Annotated in this window: 16 protein-coding genes and 1 tRNA gene; 6 read left to right on the plus strand and 11 right to left on the minus strand. The window is 33.2% G+C overall.

The features are described from left to right. Window positions 1-38: 38 nt before the first annotated feature. Together B3L86_RS06295 and B3L86_RS06300 are read left to right on the plus strand one after the other, a co-directional pair. Entirely contained in the window at window positions 39-1,355 is a 1,317-nt protein-coding gene (locus B3L86_RS06295) for a hydroxymethylglutaryl-CoA reductase, degradative (protein ID WP_291116474.1), read from the plus strand. Between the two features lie 6 nt (window positions 1,356-1,361). Then, window positions 1,362-2,270: a GYDIA family GHMP kinase gene (locus B3L86_RS06300; protein ID WP_291116477.1), complete on the plus strand. Its 909-nt coding sequence runs from the start codon at window positions 1,362-1,364 to the stop codon at window positions 2,268-2,270. Between the two features lie 46 nt (window positions 2,271-2,316). Here the strand turns inward: B3L86_RS06300 and B3L86_RS06305 are convergent, their stop codons facing one another. The 7 genes from B3L86_RS06305 to B3L86_RS06335 form a co-directional block, all read right to left on the minus strand. After that, window positions 2,317-4,425: a peptidylprolyl isomerase gene (locus B3L86_RS06305; protein ID WP_291116480.1), complete on the minus strand. Its 2,109-nt coding sequence runs from the start codon at window positions 4,423-4,425 to the stop codon at window positions 2,317-2,319. A 149-nt stretch (window positions 4,426-4,574) separates the two neighbouring features. After that, complete coding sequence (locus tag B3L86_RS06310; protein ID WP_291116483.1) at window positions 4,575-5,840, minus strand: hemolysin family protein; 1,266 nt, start codon at window positions 5,838-5,840, stop codon at window positions 4,575-4,577. Window positions 5,841-5,843: 3 nt separating this feature from the next. Beyond that, entirely contained in the window at window positions 5,844-6,038 is a 195-nt protein-coding gene (locus B3L86_RS06315; RefSeq protein WP_291116486.1) for a hypothetical protein, read from the minus strand. A 25-nt stretch (window positions 6,039-6,063) separates the two neighbouring features. Beyond that, window positions 6,064-6,621 carry an LPS export ABC transporter periplasmic protein LptC gene (gene lptC / locus B3L86_RS06320; protein WP_291116489.1) on the minus strand — a complete coding sequence of 186 codons (558 nt, stop codon included), beginning with the start codon at window positions 6,619-6,621 and terminating at the stop codon, window positions 6,064-6,066. A gap of 1 nt (window position 6,622) precedes the next feature. After that, entirely contained in the window at window positions 6,623-7,993 is a 1,371-nt protein-coding gene (locus B3L86_RS06325) for a tetratricopeptide repeat protein (protein WP_291116491.1), read from the minus strand. Between the two features lie 17 nt (window positions 7,994-8,010). Further along, the gene (locus tag B3L86_RS06330; RefSeq protein ID WP_291116494.1) at window positions 8,011-9,267 is read right to left on the minus strand and encodes a hypothetical protein; all 1,257 of its coding nucleotides are present in this window, start codon (window positions 9,265-9,267) and stop codon (window positions 8,011-8,013) included. Further along, complete coding sequence (locus B3L86_RS06335) at window positions 9,264-9,983, minus strand: type III pantothenate kinase (RefSeq protein WP_291116497.1); 720 nt, start codon at window positions 9,981-9,983, stop codon at window positions 9,264-9,266. Before B3L86_RS06335 ends, B3L86_RS06330 begins: the two co-directional genes overlap by 4 nt. 100 nt (window positions 9,984-10,083) lie before the next feature. Here B3L86_RS06335 and B3L86_RS06340 point away from each other — a divergent pair. Continuing rightward, window positions 10,084-10,156, plus strand: a tRNA-Phe gene (locus B3L86_RS06340). A 344-nt stretch (window positions 10,157-10,500) separates the two neighbouring features. On the opposite strand, the gene B3L86_RS06345 is transcribed toward B3L86_RS06340, so the two are convergent. From B3L86_RS06345 to B3L86_RS06360, 4 genes are read right to left on the minus strand one after another with little or no spacing between them, the layout of a single operon-like run. Then, entirely contained in the window at window positions 10,501-13,356 is a 2,856-nt protein-coding gene (locus B3L86_RS06345; RefSeq protein ID WP_291116499.1) for an alpha-amylase family glycosyl hydrolase, read from the minus strand. Window positions 13,357-13,411: 55 nt separating this feature from the next. Then, on the minus strand, window positions 13,412-14,527 hold the full coding sequence (locus tag B3L86_RS06350) for a SusE domain-containing protein (RefSeq protein WP_291116501.1): 1,116 nt from the start codon (window positions 14,525-14,527) through the stop codon (window positions 13,412-13,414). Between the two features lie 29 nt (window positions 14,528-14,556). After that, complete coding sequence (locus tag B3L86_RS06355) at window positions 14,557-16,143, minus strand: RagB/SusD family nutrient uptake outer membrane protein (protein ID WP_291116504.1); 1,587 nt, start codon at window positions 16,141-16,143, stop codon at window positions 14,557-14,559. A gap of 20 nt (window positions 16,144-16,163) precedes the next feature. Then, window positions 16,164-19,121, minus strand: coding sequence for a SusC/RagA family TonB-linked outer membrane protein (locus B3L86_RS06360; protein ID WP_291116507.1), 2,958 nt, complete (start codon window positions 19,119-19,121; stop codon window positions 16,164-16,166). Window positions 19,122-19,348: 227 nt separating this feature from the next. On the opposite strand from B3L86_RS06360, the gene B3L86_RS06365 reads away from it, so the two are divergent. From B3L86_RS06365 to pgmB, 3 genes are all read left to right on the plus strand, one after another. After that, window positions 19,349-20,368 (plus strand): LacI family DNA-binding transcriptional regulator, encoded by a 1,020-nt coding sequence (locus B3L86_RS06365; protein ID WP_291116510.1) that lies wholly within the window; start codon window positions 19,349-19,351, stop codon window positions 20,366-20,368. Window positions 20,369-20,524: 156 nt separating this feature from the next. Beyond that, window positions 20,525-21,871 (plus strand): MFS transporter, encoded by a 1,347-nt coding sequence (locus B3L86_RS06370; RefSeq protein ID WP_291116513.1) that lies wholly within the window; start codon window positions 20,525-20,527, stop codon window positions 21,869-21,871. Beyond that, on the plus strand, window positions 21,871-22,527 hold the full coding sequence (gene pgmB, locus B3L86_RS06375; protein ID WP_291116516.1) for a beta-phosphoglucomutase: 657 nt from the start codon (window positions 21,871-21,873) through the stop codon (window positions 22,525-22,527). The genes B3L86_RS06370 and pgmB overlap by 1 nt, the downstream gene beginning before the upstream one ends. Window positions 22,528-22,553 lie beyond the last annotated feature (26 nt).

Below are 22,553 nucleotides of genomic sequence, written 5' to 3' on the forward strand. Positions count from 1 at the left end.
CTCTTAGTTGTATCTTTGCACCACAATAAGCAACAAAAATGAACCACGAAATTTCCGGATTTTCTAAATTATCCAAAGTTGAAAAAATTGAATGGATTGCAAAGCAGTATTTTTCGCAACCTGAAGAAGCCATTTCATTAGTCAAAAACTATTGGAATACAGATGAAAAACTGCAACAATTGCACGACGAATTCATCGAAAATACGATTTCCAATTTTTATTTACCGTTGGGAATTGCACCGAATTTCAACATCAACGGAAAAAATTATACCGTTCCCATGGTGATTGAAGAAAGTTCGGTGGTGGCGGCAGCTGCTAAATCGGCTAAATTCTGGTCGAAACGTGGCGGATTTAAAACGACGGTTTTGAACACCGAAAAAATCGGACAAGTTCATTTTATTTATAAAGGTGAAAAATCCAAATTAGTTGATTTTTTTAATCAAACGAAACCAAAATTCTATTCAGAAACAGAAAGCATAACCAAAAATATGCAAAAACGTGGTGGCGGAATTTTGGATATTATTTTGAATGATAAAACCGCTGATTTAGAAAATTACTATCAATTGCATGCTACTTTTGAAACCAAAGATAGTATGGGTGCGAATTTCATCAATTCGTGTTTGGAACAATTTGCTAAAACCTTGAAGCAAGAGGCTCAAACTTTTGAAATTTTTTCGGAAGATGAAAAAAACATTGAAGTAGTGATGAGCATTTTGTCAAACTATGTTACGAATTGTATTGTTCGAGCAGAAGTTTCCTGTTCAATTGAAGAATTAGCCGAGAAACAAATCGAAAACCCGAAAGAATTTGCCGAGAAGTTTGTCCGAGCCGTTCAAATTGCACAAATTGAACCTTTTCGTGCCGTAACGCACAACAAAGGAATTATGAACGGAATTGATGCCGTGGTTTTAGCCACCGGAAACGACTTTAGAGCCGTGGAAGCCGGAGCACATGCGTATGCCAGCCGAAATGGCAAATACAGCAGCTTATCTCATGCAACAATTGAAAACGGCATTTTTAAATTTTGGTTAGAAATTCCGTTAGCGTTAGGAACGGTGGGCGGTTTAACTTCGTTACATCCCTTAGTAAAATTGAATTTAGAAATTTTAGAAAAACCATCGGCACGCGAATTAATGCAAATTGTGGCCGCTGTTGGATTGGCTCAAAATTTTGCTGCCTTGCGTTCATTGACAACCAAAGGAATTCAGGAAGGTCATATGAAAATGCACATCAACAATATTTTAAATCAGTATCACGCGACGGCAGAAGAAAGAATAAAAGTAGCGGAGTATTTTAAAGACAATACGATTTCACACGCTTCTGTGGCGGGATTTTTGGAAGAAAACAGAAAATAAATCACCTTGAAACAAACCTTTTACAGCAACGGGAAATTACTGATCACTGGAGAATATTTGGTATTAGACGGGGCAAAAGCTCTAGCACTTCCTACAAAGTTTGGGCAAAGCATGCATATTTCTCCCGGAATACCACAAAATATTTCATGGACTAGTTATGATTCTGATGGAACTGTTTGGTTTGAATCGACTTTTACGTTTGAAGAAATTAAATCATTTCAAACATTAGAAAAAGGTATCAAAAAAACTTTGTTTGAAATTTTATCAGAAGCTCATAAACTAAATCCGGAATTTTTATCAGATTCAAAAGGATATGTTATTGAAACCCACCTAACTTTTCCAAAAAACTGGGGACTTGGCACGTCTTCAACCTTATTAGCCAATATTGCAAAATGGCTTGAAATTAATCCTTTTCAATTATTAAAAAATAGTTTTGGAGGAAGCGGTTATGATATCGCCTGTGCTCAAAACGACACTGCTATACTTTACGAATTACGCAATGAACTTCCTTATTTCACTGCAGTTGACTTTTATCCGATTTTTCATGAAAACCTCTATTTTTTATATTTAAATCAGAAGCAAAGCAGCAAAACAGCTATTGCAACCTATTTAGGAAAACAAAAAGAAAAAGACAGAGCAATTATTGAAATAAATCAAATTACAGCAGAAATCTTAACTACTAATTCCATCCAAACATTTGCTTTAGCTATTGACAAACACGAATCTTTAATGAGCAATATCTTAGAAATGCACACTGTTAAGGAAGCATTATTTCAGGATTTTAAAGGTGTTATAAAAAGTCTTGGAGCTTGGGGTGGTGATTTTGTCTTAGTTGTTTCAAAAGAAAATCCAAAAAAATATTTTGAAGAAAAAGGGTATGCAACACTTTTATCTTTTTCTGAAATGATTTTATAAAAAAACCACGCTCAAGGCGTGGTTTCTTGTATCTGTATAATACTACTTAGTAATTAAACTTAGTTCTATTATCTTTAATCTTTGCTTTTTCTTTCAATGCAGGAAACACTCTCTTTAATGCCGTACCGTTTTGAGCTTTTAATGCTGTCAATTGAACTGTGTAGTCTTGCGTTGGTAATCCTTTTGAAACTTGGATTGTTTTAACAGCATAAACTCCTGTATTACCTTGAACTAATTCAGAAACTTTAGATGCATCCGTACTAAAAGCAACTCCAACAACAGCAGGTTCTGAACCTGAATTTGGGATAATAGGATTTTCTAAACTTACGTTCTCAGCTTTTTGAACAGTTACTGCACCAGCTTTAGCAATTGCGTCTAATGTAGTTCCGGTCATTTTTGCTTTAATCAACTCAGCTTTTTTATTGTTTTTAATGATTGGCTCCACTTGAATTCTTGCCTCTTCAATTGGCAACAAACCTTCTTTGTTTATCTTTTTTAGTCTTGCAATTACGTGACCAACTTTAGGGATTTCAAAACGTTTTACATCATTAAGGTCAGTTCCTTTTTCAAACGCCCAACGAACGATTTGTCTTTGATTACCTAATTCTCCCATAGCTTCATCAAGAGCTTTTGATTTTACTGTTGGCGAAACAGCCAATTTGAATTCGTTTGCAGCATCAGCAAAAGGTTTCTCATTTGCTAATTGTTCAAATTTCATTGCATTGGTATAAGCACCATCTGTAGTTTTTTCAGAAGCTTCAATTTTTTGAGCGATAGTTGCTAATTGAATAGCATCTTGTCTGTCAGTAATATTGATAATATGGAAACCAAATTCTGATTCTACTAAGCCAATTTTACCAACTGAATTGTTGAATACAAAATCGTTGAATGGTTTTACCATTTGACCAGGATTAAAGAAATCTAAATCTCCACCTCTTTGACCTGATTGTGTATCTTCAGACTCCACCATAGCAACCATAGCAAATTCGCTTGGACTAGCTGTTACTTTAGCTAAAATTTCTTCCGCTTTAGTTTTGGCTTGTTCTTTGTTTCTGATCTCTTTAGTTTGAACGGGAGTTCCTTCGTAGCTAATCAAAATGTGACTTGCTCTTGCTTTTGCTCCTGATTTTCTTCCCATCGAACGACTTAATGCATAATAATTCCCATATTCATAAGGGCCGAAAACTTCACCATCTGCAAGGTTAAAGATTTGTTCTGCATATTCTGCAGGTAAATCTGATTTTGAAACAAATGTTGAATCATATGGAAAATCAGAATTAGCATTTACAAATTCTACAATGCTTTTTGTAGCTCTAAATCCAGGCAAAGTATCATTTTGGTTGGTTTCATTGTTAAATACAATTTTTGCATTTAACAAACCTTCTAAACGAGTTTTGATGTCGGCTTTATCACTCTCCGTTGCATTGTCGTTAATTGTAACAAATTCAATTTCTCTTGTTTCTTCTGATTTATATTTCTTTTCATTTTTCTTCATGAAATCAATAATTTCTTTATCAGAAACCGTTACTTCACTATCATTTATTGAAGAAAATGGCACCACTACATAATCAAAAGATACTTTATCATTCTCTAAGTTATACTTAAATTTAGCGTCATTAACTGTAGTGTAAAAACCTGATTTCAACAAAGTAGAATAGATTTGATATTTCGCGGAAACGTTTGCATTTCTTTCAATTCTTTCTAATTCTTCTTTTTCTTGAGGATTAGAACTTGATTTGAAATATTCTCTATATTTATTGATATCAAACTGTCCCATTTCATTGGCAAACATTGGACTTCTACCAATAGTTTGATCGGCTTTTAAGGCTTCTACCAAATGTGATTCAGAAATTCTGATTCCCAATTTTGCTAATTCATCATTCAATAATGCAAGGTTAATCTCTTGGTTCCAAACTTGGTTCATTGCTTGTATCGTAGTCATACCTTGTTGTGCACCTTGTTTTTCAACATTGTTAACCTTTAAGTTAAACTCTTCATAGGATACATCTGTTCCGTTTATTGTACCAACATTTGTAGCTGATTGACTAAAGCCACCACTTTGAATAACATCTGCCAAGACAAATGAAAATAATGCTAACGCAATAATTACAATTAGAATAAATGAACGCTGTCTAATTTTTCCTAAAATTGCCATTTTATATAAGTTTTTTTAATTCAGTTTGCGAAAATACAATTATCTATGAAATAATAATAATGTATCGGATATATTTTGCAGTTTTTTTGTTTTATAGATTTTGAAAGCTATAAATAGGGATAGATTTTGAAAAATACTCACAATTTTTATTATTCTTTGATTATCATTTTAACGAGTTCAATTTTTTTGTTAGATGCTTCTTCAATTATGAAAAGGTAATTTTCAATTTGAATCGCATCTTCTTTTTGAGGAATTTCGTTGTTATGATTTACAATCATTCCTCCTAATGTAGAATAAGAATCGCTTTCAGGTAAGTTAAATTTATATGTTTCATTCAGATATTCTACATCAAAGCGAGTAGAAAAACGATACTCTTTTTCATTTAATTGCTCTTCAATAAGAGTTTCTTCTTCATCATGTTCATCTTCAATTTCTCCAAAAAGTTCTTCTACAATATCCTCAATCGTAATCATACCTGAGGTGCCTCCATATTCATCCAGTACTACGGCTATGCTTTTTCGCTTTTTAGTTAATAAACCCAATGCATCTTTGATAAGCATGGTTTCAGGGATATATTCAACTGAAATCAATACTGATTTAATTGTTTTTGGTTTTTTGAATAAATCAAAAGAATGTACATATCCAACAATATCATCCAAAGAATTTTGAAAAACTACAATCTTAGAATAACCTGTTTCTTCAAATTTCTGTTTTAATTCTGAAATCGAATCATGAATTTCTACCGCTGCAATTTCAGTTCTTGGATTCATAATATCTCTGGCTTTTACTCCAGAAAACTCCAGAGCATTTTGAAATATTTGAATTTCAGAGTCCACATTTTCATTATCTTCAACCCCATCCATTTGTTCAGAAATGTAATTACCAAGTTCTAATTTACTGAACAACAATTGTTCTTGATCTCCATCAGTTTTAAAAAATTTTTTGAGAATAATATCGGAAATCCAAATTACAAATGTGGATAAAAAATAAAGCGTTAGATAAAAAATATATGCAGGAAGTGCAAATAACTTCAAAAAACTATTAGCATAAATTTGAAAAAATACTTTGGGTAGAAATTCTGCAGTTATCAAAATAACTACCGTCGAAATTATGGTTTGAACAAGAATCACATGAATGGGTAGATTTGAATCTGTAGTATATTCCGGATACATTAATTTTATAATGATATCACCCATCATAAAACCATAGATTACCAAAGCAATGTTGTTTCCAACAAGCATTGCTGCAATGAATTTTGAAGGTTTTTCGGTAAGCTTTGTTAGTATTTTTGACAAAAAATTATCCTGTAACTTTTCAATTCCAAGATAAACTTTGTTAGATGAAACAAAGGCAATTTCCATCCCTGAAAAGAAAGCAGAAAGCAATAAGCATAAGATGATAATGCTAATTTCCACTTGTTATTTTTTGTTTTTATCTTGGTATTTACTAAAAAAATGCCTTCTGAAAAAGAACATAAAAAGTGCTAAAGCTGCAAAGAAAAACATCATCCACGGATTGCGTTCTCCTTCATTATCAAGCGAAGTAAATCCTAGATAGGTAAAGAATCCAGCTGCAAAAAGATAAAAATATTGAATGTATTTTAGGTAATTCATAAAATTGGTTTAAATGATATATAAATTATTCTGCTTCATTGATTTCACTATATACTTTTTGAAAATTAATTCGTTTAAAGTCTTTGCTGAAATCAATCCCTTCTCCCGTTGTAAAGCCTTTGATAGGGTCTGTAAATTTAAACTTTTTTTCGGTAAAAAACCATTCATTCTTTTGATCATAAAACAATTGTTCCGTTTCCATAAACTGTCCGTCTTGAGTGGTCATTTTTACATTACCTCTCAAATCAATTATTTCAGTTCCTTTGAAGGTGATGGCATAATCAGAAACTACATAGCTTTTTTTACCATTTGCTTCATAAAGAGTTAAATCAATTCCTTCGGGAAATTCAGTAAATGGATATTTTACTGTTCCATAATCCAACATCTTTGAACTTATCAATATGGCTTTTACTTTTCCGGAATCGGTATATTTTAAATTGACTGTATCTGCAATGCCGGTTGGCATAAATTCAGAAAAATTGATTTGCTGAATTTGTTTAAAATTGCTTTCACAAGAAAAAAAGAGTGTCACTGCAAATGCAATGACACTCAATTTTAAACTATATAAACTAATTCTATTCATCTTATAGGCTTGGAACCGTTACAGATTTTCCAATCCAACATTTAAAGGAAATTGTTTGACCAGCCATATTTTCTTGAAAAATATCTTGCCTTGACGGAGCTCTTTGCTCATAAGAAGCAGCTGTTTGATCAGCAGTTGCTTTTAAAGAAGAATCTACCTGACCTGCTTTTCTTGCTGTTTGTGCTGCCAACCAGTTAACTGCTCTTTTTTCAAAAGGTGTTACACCACAATCGTTAACACTATTGGCATACAATTGAGCAATAAACAAATAAGCTCTACCCATTGATGGTCTTGCCGCTAATGCTTTTTCTGCATAAGCTCTCGCTTGAGTTTTATTACCATTCCCGTAAATGTTGGTTGCAATGGTATAATATACGTTAGCTTTTTTGTTTTTATCAGTATGCAATTCTGCTGCTTGATTAAAATATTCTAAAGCTTTAGCTGTGTTTTTCTTATTATAAAAAGATACCCCTAAATTATAAGCAGATTCTGCTGTTGGATTCAACAAGTGTAATGCATCTGAAATCTTGGCAAAAAATGGATCAGAAGAACATCCTTTTCTGTCTAAACGTTGAGCCGCTCTACGTAGCCATTCTGCATCACCTTTTTTCTCATCAAAGCCTTTGCTAAAGAAAGGAACTAATCTATCACAAGTTGCTAATAGTTCAATTTTAGCATCCATACTGGTGCCAACAGTTTCAAAAGCTTCTAGGTTTACTTCGTATCTATTGTAATCTTTTTGTTCTTTAGTTGTTAAAGCTTCTCCTGATTCTTGCTTTTCAATCAGTAAATCTTTTGCATCGGATAAAACTTTTGCTTCTTCTTCAAGTTTATCTGAAATAACATCATACATATCAAAAACTTCTTGTAATTGAATTCCTTTATTACCAGCCTCATAGTCATCAACAAATATTTGGAAATACAACAATAATGCTTTTGGATTAGTGAAGTTAGCTTTATCATTTTTAAAGGATTTATCCAATATTTGGAAAACCTCATTTGGTGTTCCAATATTATTATCAAAAAGAGCTAAACCTCTCTTTACCGAGTTTCCTTTTCCGTTACCTGGAAAATATTGATCATACTCTTCAAAAAGTTTCATTAAATCTCTAACATGCTTTTCTTTGTCTGCAGTAGATTTTGCATTATCAATATAATAATTTAAAGTAGGCTCACCTAACAAATAGATTGCAGCATTTTGAGATGGACAACTTTTTCTTAAATAATTTAAATGTTCGTATGCTTCAGTATAATTTTTGGATTTTGCTAATTCTACAAAAATTGACAACCTATCTGCACAATCTGAAGGTTGAGCTATTGAACTATAAAATCCAAACAAGATTACGATTAAAAATGTTAATTTAGTTTTCATGATATTAAATTTCACTGTTAATTATATTTACTTTTTACAAACCATTTATCACTTAAAGATAAGCTAACTAATATGTTGAAATAATTTTCTTTTATAAGGTTTGCTTTTCTTGTTCCTCTTGAGCCAAATTCAAATCCGATGTTTATATTGGAAAGTGTTCCGCTCGCGGGTAAACCTAAACCAAAATTTATGCCATAATCTTTTATCTCTTGATTATTTATTATCAATCCGGTGTTTTCGATACTCATACCTCCTCTGTAAGTTACTCTTTTCCAGTAATTACTATAAGAAATAATTTTGGGAATAAAATAACCTCCTACACCTATTTTTGTTCCATTTTCAAATGTTACATTATTTATACCATCAAGTCTATTCCCAAATTCGTTGTTTTGAGTAAAAGTAAATTGTGTACCAATTCCAAATTTTTTAGTATCTCCAAAACCCAATCCAAAAGATATTTTTCCGGGATTGTTAATTTTATTTTTATTTAAAATTTCATCCTCAATTTCGACATCTGAAGGGCTTTCTGGAATTACAACATTAACTGTAGAAATTTTTGTTGAATTTTTTATAGCTAATTCACTCTCAGGAGAATAACTCAAAGAGGTGTAAACTGAATAACTTTCCGTTACTTTCTTATTGTACATTAAACCTAAATTATAGCCAAAACCAGTAATCCGTGAATTATTAATCTCTCGAGTTCCCAGCTGAACTCCTGTTATATACTCCAAAGAAGTTGTTTCAACGTTTCCAAAAAGATAATTAATATCTACACCAATAGAAAAATCTGGAGTAATACTATAACCATAGCCAAAGAAAAGTCTATTTACGCCACCTCTTCCGGATGCTATCTTATTTCTAAAAAATCCTTCGTCATCATTAAAAGCATTTCTAATTCTATAGCCCACAGAAGTGTAAGGCATTAACCCAAAAACAGCTGATGATTTCCCCAAAGGTAAACCAACAGCTAAATAGTCTAGAGATGTTCTTTGTGCTTTTTCGCTTTGAGTACTGTTCTCCAAAGTAGTTGTATTATGACTACCTGATACTGAAAACGCAGTGATTTTCAAATTTGCATAAGAGGCAGGATTCAAAAAATTTATACTTAACGAATCTTTAAAAGCGGCTACACCACCCATATTTCTATTTTCTACAGCACCTTTAAATTTAAATTCTCCTATCCCATAAAAGGAATAGGGAGAGGCAGTGTTATCTTGTGCAACTGAAATAAAAGTCACTAATAAACTTAAACAAATAATTACGTTTTTAGTCATTTTGTATATTGGTATAAATAGGCCAAACTTTCGAGTAAAAAATTTGAATTGGCAAATATGGTACTTTTTAATCGTTTAGCCAAAAAATCTGAGTCACCACCAGTTAAAATTATGGTAAAGTTTTCATTTTGGTTAATTAAATCATTGATATATCCATCTATTTCATTTACTACTCCATTTACAACACCGGAATGAATTGCAGAATTTGTCGAATTCCCTATTATTTTTTCTGGTAATTCAAGTTGTAGTAAAGGCAATTTTGCAGTATAATTATGCAATGATTCATATCTTAATTTAAATCCTGGTGAAATTGCACCTCCTAAATAATTATTTTTATCATCAATATAATCATAAGTTATACAAGTTCCAGCATCAATAACCAATCTATTTTTATTAGGAAATTGCAAAACTGCACCAGCAGCTAACACCATTCTATCTATTCCTAAGGTTTTTGGTGTTTGATAGCAATTTACAAATGGAAATTTCATGGAATTATCAACGCTAGTAACATGTATAGATTCAGGAAAAACTAAACTTTTGTAATCAAAATCACTGACTGAAGACAAAATAACATTGTCAATTTTAAATTTTTTAAAAAAAATTGCTACCACTTTTTGAATCGTTATTTTATCTGACACTACAAAATTCAACATCGTATACTGCTCAAAGACAGCTGCTTTAATTCTAGTGTTTCCTATGTCAATTACTAACAACATATATTATGAATTTATTTATCTTTTAAAAGGGCTTATTTTTTTTTGATATTTGTTTTGGATAAACTAAAAAACATTCTATATTTGCACCCGCATTAGCAACGGTACCTTAGCTCAGTTGGTAGAGCAATGGACTGAAAATCCATGTGTCCCTGGTTCGATTCCTGGAGGTACCACTTTAAAAATCCCTAATACTTTTAAAAAAATGTTTTAGGGTTTTTTATTTTTACAATATTCCCAACTTCATAATACAGCATCATTTTATCCTTCATCTATATACTTTTCTTAACCAATTTAGATGTTTTATTTTTACTTTTTTGAGCTACACAATGCTATTGTATATTTGAAAAAATAAAGTAAAAAAATTGGCAACTCTAATAAACGACTGTCGCTCATTATTTGTTGCAAAAAAAACACGAAGCGAAAGTAATTTATAAAGTTCATATATACAACTCCTTATTTAAACAAAAAACCCAACAAAATGTTAGGTTTTTAAAGGCAAACTTTTATAACAACTCAATTAATTCTTTATTAACTTCATTACTTTTTCACGATTAAAACTATCGCTAGCTTTAACTAAATAAACTCCTGAATTTAATTCACTTATATCAAATAAGTGGTTTTCAGAAAATGCAGAAGTAAACGATTTTACCAATTGACCGGTTAAAGAATACACTTCAACACGATTGGTTGAAACATTCAATGTAAAAGAAGTAGAAGCTGGGTTGGGATGTATTGCAAAATCATCAGCTAATTCAATTTCATCGGTATTTAAAGTAACCATTTGATTTCCATAAACTCTAAATTCACCCGGGGCTAAAGTAATCTGTGCAGTTGTGCTGGTAACATTCAAAGGCGTTTCAGTCATTAAATCATACCAAATACCCGTGTATGGAAAATCAGGAGTAATATTTTGATCTGATACCGAAAAATTAGCTAACACAACAACATTCTTTAATTGGGATGCAGGTAAAGAGTTGTCAAAAACATAAATACGTTGTCTAAGATTATCTCCATTAGGGCTTATTGAATATTCTCCATTAAAAACAGGTTGCGAAGTTTTTAATGCATTCAATTTAGCATAAGTATTATACACAGAATTTCTAAGTGGATCTGCCAACCAATTTTGAGTCCATTGCGGTTGTGGTTTGGTATCTAACTTACAATCACCAGGAATTGCATCATAACTTGAGTTTATTGTTCCATTTGAACATGTCCAAATTGAATCGCCCATTCCTAGGGATGCAAAATGCCATACCATTTTTGGCCCAGGCACTAAGATATTTGTAGCTGCAATAGCTTTGATTCTGTTAATTGCGTTATTTAAATTACCATTAACAGGAGTAGTTCCTCCACCATTTCCGAAAGTAACAGCTTCATAAATAATTCTGTCTTTATCATGACTTTCTGGATAACCTATAAGCCTTTTCCCTTGAAAACCTCTACTTACGTGACCCACTCTATTGATGTTTGCGTTTGCAGAATTTCCGCTGATCAGTTGTTTGTATGGCTCCCATAACTCACCCCACATCATTATCCCTTTTCCTTCATTAAGACGATAATTTGCCCATTGTTGTTCTTCATTATCAGAACCTAAATGCTCAAAAATTACATAATGATTTGGGTCTAGAGACCAAGAATAATCTGCATATTCTTTTAAAACGGCAACTCTATCCGCTTGGTAAGCATTAGTACATATTTCATTACCACCAGTACAGTTTTGAGTAAACCCTTTGGTTAAATCCCAACGGAAACCATCAATTTTGTATTCTTCAATCCAATGTTTAATTACGCGTTTAGTATAGTATTTTGTCATTTCAGATTGGTGATTAAAATCTTCACCAACACTATAACTATGTCTTGCTACGGTATTGAAATAGGGATTATCCGTTGAAGGTGGTCCCCATCCGTCACCATCAGGATCATTCATCCACATTCTAACTCCGGGATTTCTTCCGAAAGCATGATTTAAAGCCAAATCTAAAATTACGGCTATGCCATTTTGATGACACAAATCAACAAACTCTTTAAACTTATCAGAAGTGCCATAAAACTTATCTAAAGCCATGTGAAAAGAGGTGTTATATCCCCAACTCTCATTTCCTTCAAATTCCATAATTGGCATTAATTCTATGGCATTAACTTTCAAATTTTTGAAATAATCAATTCTGTTAATTAAGTCTTGAAAGTTTCTGTTTGCATCAAAATCACGAATTAGAACTTCATAAATAACCAAATTATCTTTATTAGGCTTCACAAAATTTGTGGTTGCTGCACTCCAGCTATATGCAGGTTGAGCTGTTTGCAAAACCGTAACTTCTCTTTGTTGCCCTTGAGGATATGTCGGAAGGTTAGGATATGACGCTGCAGGTATCCATGGGTCATCAAAAGGAGATAAAACCAATGTGGAGTACATGTCTGCCGCTTTTACCATTACCGGTGAATTTGCTACCGGTGTTTGATCAACAACCCAATATTGATAAGTATAAACTTGACCGGGAGTTAATCCTGTTAATTCCAGCCAAAAAATATTAGTTGAAGGATCTCTTCTCATGGCATAAGAAGTATCAGGTTGCCAATTGTTGAAACTTCCTGCAACGTAAACAAAATCTTTACCCGGTGCATTTAACTTCAACGTCGCCTTTGTTGGGTCAGATATATTATAGTTAATTCCATCTTCTAATCCAGTAGGAATAGCTTGAGAGATTGTTCCCGGATTTACAATTACATTAAAATTTCTGGAAAAAGTTGTGCCGCCTTGAGTAATTTGTAATTCGTAATTTTTATTATTCGTTATGTTTGTGTCTGTAAATGCATAACTTGATCCTGTAAAAGCATTTATACTAACACCATTTGCCAACAAATTATAATCAGCATTTCCATTTGTATTGCTTGCTGTTATTGATAAATTAGCTCCTGAATTTAAAATAGTATTACTATTGATGGCTGGAGAATTTAGAGTTGCTTGAAATGCCCCAACATTTATAAAATAATCTGTAGTTTGTGGCGTGCCTGTAGAACCTCTAAAAACCACACAAATTTGAGTAATTGAACTAGTTGTAGGTACATTAAAATAAGTATATAAATCAGGACTTAAATTTAAAGTGTAATTTGATCCAGAGACTAAAGTTAGAGCAGGTTGTGTGGAATTATTACCCCAAGTCCCTTTAACGTTTTGCCACTGAACACCATCTATAGTTAGGCCTATATGAGCATATATTACTCCGTTGTAAGCATTCAATCCAGTCCCCGCTTTATTAAAATTTAAAGTTACTGCCTCACTTGCTTCAGCTGGAGATGGTATTGTTGTAACTTGTGCAAATGAATTTAACGTTAATAAGCTAAGAAATAATAATAAAAAATAAATTTTCTTCATAGTGTCATTTTTAAAAAAAGGGCTATCTATGACAGCCCTTTTTATAATTAATATTTTACTGAACAGGAATTAATAAATACCTTCCATCCAAACTGTTAAACCAAATGTCATATTGACCTGCAGCTACTGGAATGTTTGGGCCTCCATCTGTTCCTAATCCACTTAGAGCTGTGTTACCACCCCAATTTACTGCCCAATCATTATTGGCTCTAAATTTCATTTCTCCATTATTTAAAATAGCATTAATTCTCCAAATATGAGGATTAAACGAACCTGTTTCCATTGCGGTACTTGCATCCCAACCTTGTGCTGTTGAATCACCAATTATACCAACTGTTGGAAAAGCTGTAGGCACAGTTCCAGCAAATGGAACAAGAGTATACGTCATCGATGTGCTATTAAAGGTGAAAGTATAATAACCAGCTGCTGGAACGATGAAAGCTCCTGGGTCACTTCCGGTACCATCATTAACAGCTAACGCACCTCCTCCGTTTGTTCCCCATTGTGGTTGCCACTGTCCTTTTTGTTCTAGTAACTTAAACTCGCCGGCAACAAAATAACCAGTGAAGTAATAAATATTATCGTCTGAAGGATCTCTAAAAATTGGTGTATTTGTTGCGTTATTATTCCAATCATCATTATTAGCTATACCATCCATATTTGTATCAAAAGCATTTCCAACTATATACAATTCTCTTTTAGCTACAACTGGGCTAAATGTTGTCAATAATATAGTCACAACATTAGAATATAATGGCTGAGCACCATTAGTTCCACTTGTTGATTTAATTCTGATATCCAAAGCTCCTTCAATTTCTGGAATTAAACCCGCTTCAATTGCTGCAGAATTTAATTCTGCAACAGACCAGGTTAGGTTTGTATTGGTAGTATTTCCAGCAACAATAAATGTTTCAAAATTATTACCAGACTGTGCAATTTCAACATTGTAATTAATTGCTGTGGGAGTTCCATAATCTGCTTCAGACCACGAAACAGTTAAAGCGGGATTATTTGCCAAGTCAGATGTTAAAACCACAGCTGTTCCCGCATCTGGCGTTAAAATATCAAAACTCGCAGGAGGTGTTAAGAACATTAAATCTTGTTCATCTTCACAAGACCATAATCCAACAAAAAGGATTGTAGCTAAAAATAATTTAAATGTATTTTTCATTTTTTTAATATTTAAGTTTAAAGGGATTTTTAATACCCAGGATTTTGTGTTAAATTAGGATTTGAAGCCAGTGAAGCTTGAGGAATTGGATATAATCTCAAATTTGTTGAAATTGAGACACCATTACTACTGTTCCCTTTCCATGACCAGTTGTATGCTCCGCCAGTATATCTATTGAATCTTATCAAATCTTGTCTTCTATGACCTTCCCAATGCAATTCTCTTGATCGTTCATCTAATATAAAATTTAATGTTAGCTGTCCAGAAGTAATATTTCCGATTTGAGAGCCATTATTTGCTCTTTCTCTTAACGCATTAACATATGTTAAAGCTTGTGGTAATGTTGCACCACCGGCACCTCTTAAAGCACATTCAGCATACATCAAATAAACATCTGCTAAACGGAACATTGGAAAATCTGTATCCACAAAAGTTGTGCTAATTCCTGCAACTCCTGTAGAAGATATATTTGAATACTTGGCTAAAATATAACCTTGATCTCTATTTGCAACATCTGAAATATCAATGTCTCTTACTCCAGAAATTATAGTATTTCTAACATCATTATTAAACTGATTTCCATCAAATTTTTGAACAAATTGCTTTCTTAGACGAAGAGCACCTCCCCATCCACCAACACCAAATTGATTACCATTACCCTCAATGGATCCAACTTGACCATTAATCATCACAGTAGTAGGCCCATAATTCTGAGTAACTAAACCATCAGACTGGATAAAGAAAATCGCTTCTGGAGAAGTGTGATTATCTGCTTTGAAATTATTTAAATAGTTTGGAGCCAATGTATATCCAGACCCAATAATCGCAGTACATTGTTCTGCACAATTAGCATATCTATTCGTTCCAATGTATACTTCAGCATTTAAGTATAATTTAGCCAATACCATTCTTGCAAATCCTTGATCTAATCTCCCGGATGCGTTAGTTCTAGGAGCTTTTAGATTTGGTAAAATCGATACCAGCTCTTCCTCTATATACTCAAAAAGTTGTTGAGCGTTATATTGAGGCCCTGCTACACCAACTACATCATTTTCAGTATTAAATGGTGCTTTCCCAAACAAATCTAACATATGATAATAAGACAATGCTCTCAAAGCACGTGCTTCATTTCGGTAATCCTCAATTTCCGCAAGCGTTTGTGCATTTGTAATGCCTCTAGCACTTAACTTTTCTGGAGTAGATTGTCTTAAGAATTCATTAGCCAATGCTACCTGAAACATTCCTCTACTGAACATTCCTCGAATAATAGGATTTGATGCATTCCAAATATTTCTTTGAAGTTCTCTTGTTCCGGGGTCATTTTCATAACTCCAGATTACTTCGTCTGTTGACAAATTTTGCATGTACCAAAGCACACGTCCATACTGACTGGTTCCTGCATCAACCCCTCCAATGTTAGAATTATCAGGCCCAAGTGTTCCTGTTAAAGACAAGTTACCATAAACCCCAGCAATAGCTTGAGCATATGCACCGTCTTGAGCATAAAACTCATCAGCAGAAGCCTGATTAGGGTCTCTGGGCACAACATCTAAATCATCTTCACACGATTGCATTAAAAATGCAAAACACATAAAGAAAAAGACTTTAGTTTTCATAGTTTTCATAGTTTTTTATTTTAAAATTTTACGTTAGCCCCAAACAAAAATTGTCTCTGTCTTGGGTAGATAGTATTGTCAAAACCTCCTGTTACTTCGGGGTCTAAACCACCATATTTTGTGATTACAAATGCATTTTGAACACCTGTAAATAGGCGTAAAGAAGCTTTTCCTTCTAACCATTTAGGAAAAGTATAACCTAAAGTTACATAATCCATTCTTAAAAAAGAGGCATTTTCAACATACATGTCTGATAAAACATTTTCTCCATTTTGTTCTACAAAATTTGTATTTAAAACATTTGTTGAAATGTTTTCCAATACACCATTCTGAATCAAAGCATAATAAGAACGGGTAGATTCTACAGCATTTAAAACTCTATTTCCTATACTTGCTCTAAGGTTAAATGCAAAATCAAAGTTTTTATAATTCATAGTAGAATTAAAACCTAATAATAAATCAGGATCAGGATTTTTATAAATGTACCTGTCGTCACCATTAATTAAACCATCACCATTTAAATCTGCAAAGGCTCCTTCAATTGCAGCACCACTAGGGTCATACAATTGTTTGTAAACGAAAAAGGAGAAAGGCGTATATCCTTCTTGCAAGATTTGAGAAGTTCCTCCCGTTCCTGCACCTGATTGACCGGTAAATAAAGGTGAGCCTAATGCTATTTTCTCAATTCTTCTTTCAAATTTTGTAGCATTAAACCCAACATTCCAATTGAAGTTTTCTGAATTAAAAAGATCATAATTGATAGAAAATTCTATACCTTTTGAACTCATGTCCCCAACATTCTGTGGCCCTTGGTTTGAGAAGTTACTTCCATCTGCGAATGGTCCAATCTGAAAAAGATCATTAGAAAGTTTATAAAACACATCTAAAGACCCATTCAATCTATTGTTCATAAATCCATAATCTAACCCCGCATTATAGGTTGTTGTTTCTTCCCATTTCAATGGTCCAAAAGCACTAGGAACGCCAACATTTATAGGTTGTCCGCCAATAATATATTGAGAGTTTGCATCACCTAAATTATAAATTGATTGATAAAAAGACGCCTGATCAATTGACTGTTGACCAGTAATACCCCAACCTAGACGTAACTTTAAATCAGACAATACAGTAGAATCTTTGAAAAAATCTTCTTTAATTTTCCAACCTAAAGCTGCAGCAGGGAAATTGCCCCATCTGTTATCAGGACCAAAACGTGATGTACCGTCTCTTCTGTAAGACAATGTTAATAGATACTTGTCTTTTAAATTAAAATTTGCTCTTCCAAAATATCCTAAAAGAACAACATCTGTATCAACATAATATCTTAGTTGGTCTGTTGGATCGGTTGCTTCAAAACCTGCTTGGCCAGAGTTTTCAAACTTTTGATACGAATAACCAGCTGTACCTTCAAAACTTAAGTCGCCAAACTCTTTGTTGTAGATAAAATAGAAATCTAATAATTTATTAATTCTTTGGTTAGCTTCATTAAATTTTGTTCCTAAAGATATGTTATTGTTTTGAAAACCTGATCTAGCGGAAGTAGATCTAGTTCTAGATCTTTCCCCATCATTATTATCATACCCCAAGTTTAAAACCGCTCTTAATTCTGGTAAAAAATGAAACTTATAATCTACTTCAAAGTTTCCAAAAAATCTATTATTTGTTCCTCTGTCATTAGTTTGCAGTAATTGTGCAACCGGATTTGGAGTTGATGGATTTAAGAATGGATTACCCGGTAAATTTGGGTTGTAATATTCAAAGAAACCATCATAAGGTGAATTTACATCGTAAATAGGTTGTGTTGGGTCAAATCGAATTGCTGCCCCTTCTACTCCATCTGCAAACCTATTTCGTTGATTTGTGTAATTCGCAGAAACTCTAAATTTCAAATGATTTTCAAATAAAGAAGGAGACAAATTTAAAGAAACTGAATTTCTTGTAAACTCATTTGTCAATCGAAGACCTTCCTGATACGTGTTTCCAATTGATAATCTTGTTGGAATTGATCCAAATAAATTTCCTTTAAGTGATAAATTATTGTCAACAAAATCTGTTCTTCTGTAAATTGCCTTTTGCCAATTTGTATTAGCATCTCCCAGCATAGCTACCTGTCCTGGTGTTCCAATACCCGGTGTAAGCTGCACACCATTTCCATCAAATGTTCCGGCTACTAAAGCTCTAAACTCATCACCGGTGAACACATCTATTTCTCCAACATTTTTTCCAGAACCATATTGAAAATTATATTCAACCTGAAGTGTTTTAGCTCCTCTTTTGGTAGTGATAATGATAACGCCATTAGAAGCTCTAGATCCATAAATAGCTGTAGCAGAAGCATCTTTCAAAATAGTAAATGACTCAATATCATTTGGATTTATCGAAGATAAAATCGATGTTGCTCCTGCTGCACCTTGATTATCAATTGGCAACCCATCAATCACAATCAAGGGATCATTCGAGGCCAACAAAGAAGAACCTCCACGAATTCTGATTTCAGAACCAGATCCCGGTGCTCCACTTGTATTAATTGTTAAACCGGCTACTTTACCGTTCAGTAAATTCTCCGCAGTAACATTTGCACCCTTGTTAAAATCTTCAGAAGTAATTTGAGTTACAGAGCCGGTTGCATCTTTTTTCTTAACCGTTCCATAACCAATAAGCACTACCTCATCAAGTTGTGCCGTATCTTCTTCTAGTGAGACTTGAAGATTTCTTTGATTACTAAATGTAACATCGATTGTTTTGAATCCTACAAAGGACAATTCAATAACATCTCCGCTTTTTAGATTTGACAGTGTAAAATTTCCGTCAAAATCAGTAATGGTACCATTTGTAGTACCTTTTACAATTACGCTAACTCCTGGCAATGGCAGATTTGTTGCCTTCTCTGTGACATTTCCAGTTAAAGTATTCTGTGCCAATAGTGTAAGTGGCATCAGAAGCAACGCAATGAACAACTTTTTGTAAATTGTTTTCATACAGTTTGTTTAGATTAAAATTGTGTTTTTTGTGTGCTTGTATTTTACTTCGAATGTTAAATTTACGTAAAAATCTAAACAATTTTTGTGAACAGCTGTTAAAAGTGTTGCGAAAACGTTTTCGTGTTGAAAAGTTTTAATAATTCATAGTTTTTTACCCCCAAAATTCCGATTACAGAAAATTAAATTTATCTTTATTCAAAATTTACTATTTACCACACCCTAAAATGAAAAGAAAAGTTACCCTAAAACAGATTGCAAAAGAACTTGATGTATCAATTTCAACCGTTTCAAAATCATTAAAAGACAGTACAGAAATCAGTGAAGATACTCGCTTAAAGGTACAAGCTTTTGCTAAACTTTATAACTACAAACCAAACAACATTGCTTTAAGTTTAAAGAATAAAAAAACCAAAACAATTGGTGTTATTATTCCGGAGATTGTACATCATTTTTTTGCAACAGTTATCAGTGGCATTGAACATCTTGCTAATGAAAACGGATACAACGTTATTGTCTGTTTGTCTGACGAATCTTTTGATAAAGAGGTTATCAATATGGAAATGTTGGCAAATGGAAGTATTGACGGATTCATCATGTCTTTGTCAAAAGAAACGCAACAAAAAAGAGATTTTCATCACATCACAGAAATTATAAATCAAGGAATGCCGGTTGTAATGTTTGACAGGGTTTCAAACGATATTTTATGCGACAAGGTAATTATTGATGATAATCTAGCTGCTTTCAACGCTGTTCAAACCTTGATTGAAAAAGGAATGAAGAAAATAGCATTAATCACAACTGTTGATTACGTTAGCGTTGGGAAACTGAGAACTGACGGCTACATTAAAGCATTAAAAACTAACGATTTAAAAGTAAATAACGAACTAATATTAAAAATTGAAGACATTGACAACTGTGAAAATCTAATTGAGGATTTAATTAAAAACAATAAAATTGATGCTGTTTTTGCGGTTAATGAACTATTTGCAGTAACTGCAATTAAAGCAGCTTCAAAACACAATATTAAAGTTCCAGAGGAAATCTCGGTCATTGGATTTACCGATGGCATTATCTCCAAATATGCTTCACCAAGCATCACTACTGTTAGTCAAAACGGAATTAAAATGGGAGAAAAAGCAGCTAAAATGTTAATCGAAAGATTAGAGAGTGATGAATGGGATGACGAACACTTCAAAACTGAAGTTATTGAAACACATCTGGTGGAAAGAGAATCCACAAAATAAATTTTCTATTAAAATATTTAAGCCTAATAAATTTTTCGAATAGAAAAAAATATATATTTGTAATCAGTATTAATCAAAACTTGTATTTTACTTCGAACCCACAAGTTTTGATAAGCCTTAAACGCTTATCGTTTTATTAACCAATAAATTACGATAATGGAAAAGCGTAAGTTAAGTTTCTGGGAAATTTGGAACATGAGTTTCGGTTTCTTGGGGATACAAATGGGTTTTGCCCTCCAAAATGCAAATGCCAGTAGAATTCTTCAAAAGTTTGGTGCCGATGTTCATGAACTTTCGTGGTTTTGGATTATTGCTCCACTCACAGGATTAATTGTTCAACCCATTATTGGTCACTACAGTGATAATACTTGGGGTCGCTTTGGAAGAAGAAAACCTTTTTTCTTACTTGGTGCTGTTCTTGCCTCTGTCGGGTTAATTTTAATGCCGCAATCTGAAATTTTCATTGCCTTTTTACCTGCTCTTTGGGTTGGTGCCGGAATGCTTATGATTATGGATGTTTCATTTAACATTGCTATGGAACCTTTTCGTGCTTTGGTTGGAGACAATCTTCGAACGGATCAAAGAACATTGGGTTTTAGTGTGCAAACTGCTTTAATTGGAATGGGAGCTGTTGTTGGTTCAATTCTACCTTCTTTTTTAAGATGGGTTGGTGTTACAGGTGAAACCGAAAGCGGAATTCCCAATGATTTAATTTGGTCTTTTATTATTGGTGCAGCTATTTTAATAATTACCATTTTAGTTACTGTAATTACTACGCATGAATATTCGCCACAAGAATTAGAAAATTTTACAGACGAAAAAGCTCATAAAGATGCCATTGGTGATGAAAAACCTTCACGGTTGTTAGACATTTTTGAAGATTTTGCTAAAATGCCAACCACTATGCGTCAATTAAGTATGGTTCAATTCTTTTCTTGGTTTGGTCTTTTCGGAATGTGGGTGTTTACAACTCCTGCCATTGCTCAACACATTTATGGTTTGGCATCAGATGATGTGAAAAATCCATTATTTGATGACGCTGGAAATTGGGTTGGTGTTCTTTTTGGCGTTTACAATTTCGTTTCGATGATTTTTGCGTTCACACTTCCTTACATTGCCAAACAAATTGGACGAAAAAAAACACACGCAACTTCTCTAATTATTGGAGGAATCGGATTAATTTCTATCTATTTTATGCCAAATAAAGATGCTCTGATTTTTTCTATGATTTGTATAGGAATTGCTTGGGCGAGTATTTTATCAATGCCTTATGCCATTCTTGCCGGATCTATTCAACCCAAGAAAATGGGAGTTTACATGGGAATTTTTAATTTCTTTATCGTAATTCCACAAATTATTAATGCCCTCATTGGAGGATTACTTGTTAAATATTTATATAATGATCATGCCATTTTTGCTTTGGTAACTAGTGGTGTCAGTTTTTTAATTGCTGCAGCCTTAGTTTACAAAGTAAAAGATGTTGATGATGTAGTACAAAACTAATGAATCAAAGATGTTTCATATTCGACCTCGATGGCGTAATCGTTGACACGGCTAAATATCACTTTTTAGCTTGGCAAAAAATTGCGAACCAGTTAGGTATTGAATTTACGCCCGAACACAACGAAGAACTCAAAGGTGTAAGCCGTGTTCGATCACTGGACCTTATTTTAGCCTTAGGAAATCTAGAAGCTTCGCAAGAAGACAAAAACAAATGGCTCGTTCAAAAAAACGAAGACTATCTTTCCTATTTGGTGGATATGGACGAAAGTGAAATCTTACCGGGAGTTTTACCGGTTCTCATTTATCTTAAAGAAAATAACCAAAAAATCGTATTGGGTTCTGCCAGTAAAAACGCAAAACCAATTTTAGAAAAAGCAAAAATTATCGATTATTTTGACGCCATTGTGGATGGAAACGATGTGTCTAATGCAAAACCAGACCCGGAAGTTTTTATTCAAGGAGCCAAAAAAGTAAATTTTTCAAACGAAAAATGTATCGTTTTTGAAGATTCTGTAGCTGGAGTTCAAGCTGCAAATAGTGCCGGGATGACGAGTGTTGGAATCGGCGAAGAAAGTATTTTACATGAAGCTCAATTCGTATTTCCTGATTTCACACACATCGATTTGAATTTTATACAAAACCTAATAAATAAATAGTAAAATTTTAATGATTTCGAATTTTA

Source organism: Flavobacterium sp. UBA6135, assembly GCF_002428305.1.
Taxonomy (GTDB): Bacteria; Bacteroidota; Bacteroidia; order Flavobacteriales; family Flavobacteriaceae; genus Flavobacterium.